We start from the raw sequence: 310 nt of genomic DNA on the forward strand, positions 1-310 counted from the left end.
AAAAGGTTAGAAAAATTTTTAATCACACTGACGATTGGTATGCAGGGGTTTTTAAATTAGGAATGTGGTTATCAAGAGCTAAGAAATATTTTCCTCACAGCAACAATACTATTATTCGCTGGTTTGATGAAATTATTGCTTACTTTGATCATGGGACAACCAGTGGTGCTGTAGAAGGAGTTAACAACAAACTGAAACTCATTAAACGTTCTGGTTATGGATTCAGAAATTTTGACAACTTTAGAGTTAGATGTTTATTAAATTGGGTTTAATTTATTATTTTGGCATAACAAGTACTGAAGAACCAAAA

The 310-nt window shown here is 31.6% G+C and carries 1 protein-coding gene; it reads left to right on the plus strand.

The features are described from left to right. Positions 1 to 272 (plus strand): transposase (locus UYC_RS35115; protein WP_016879174.1); only part of this gene is annotated, 272 nt, incomplete at its 5' end. Positions 273 to 310 lie beyond the last annotated feature (38 nt).

The organism is Chlorogloeopsis fritschii PCC 6912, assembly GCF_000317285.1.
GTDB lineage: Bacteria > Cyanobacteriota > Cyanobacteriia > Cyanobacteriales > Nostocaceae > Chlorogloeopsis > Chlorogloeopsis fritschii.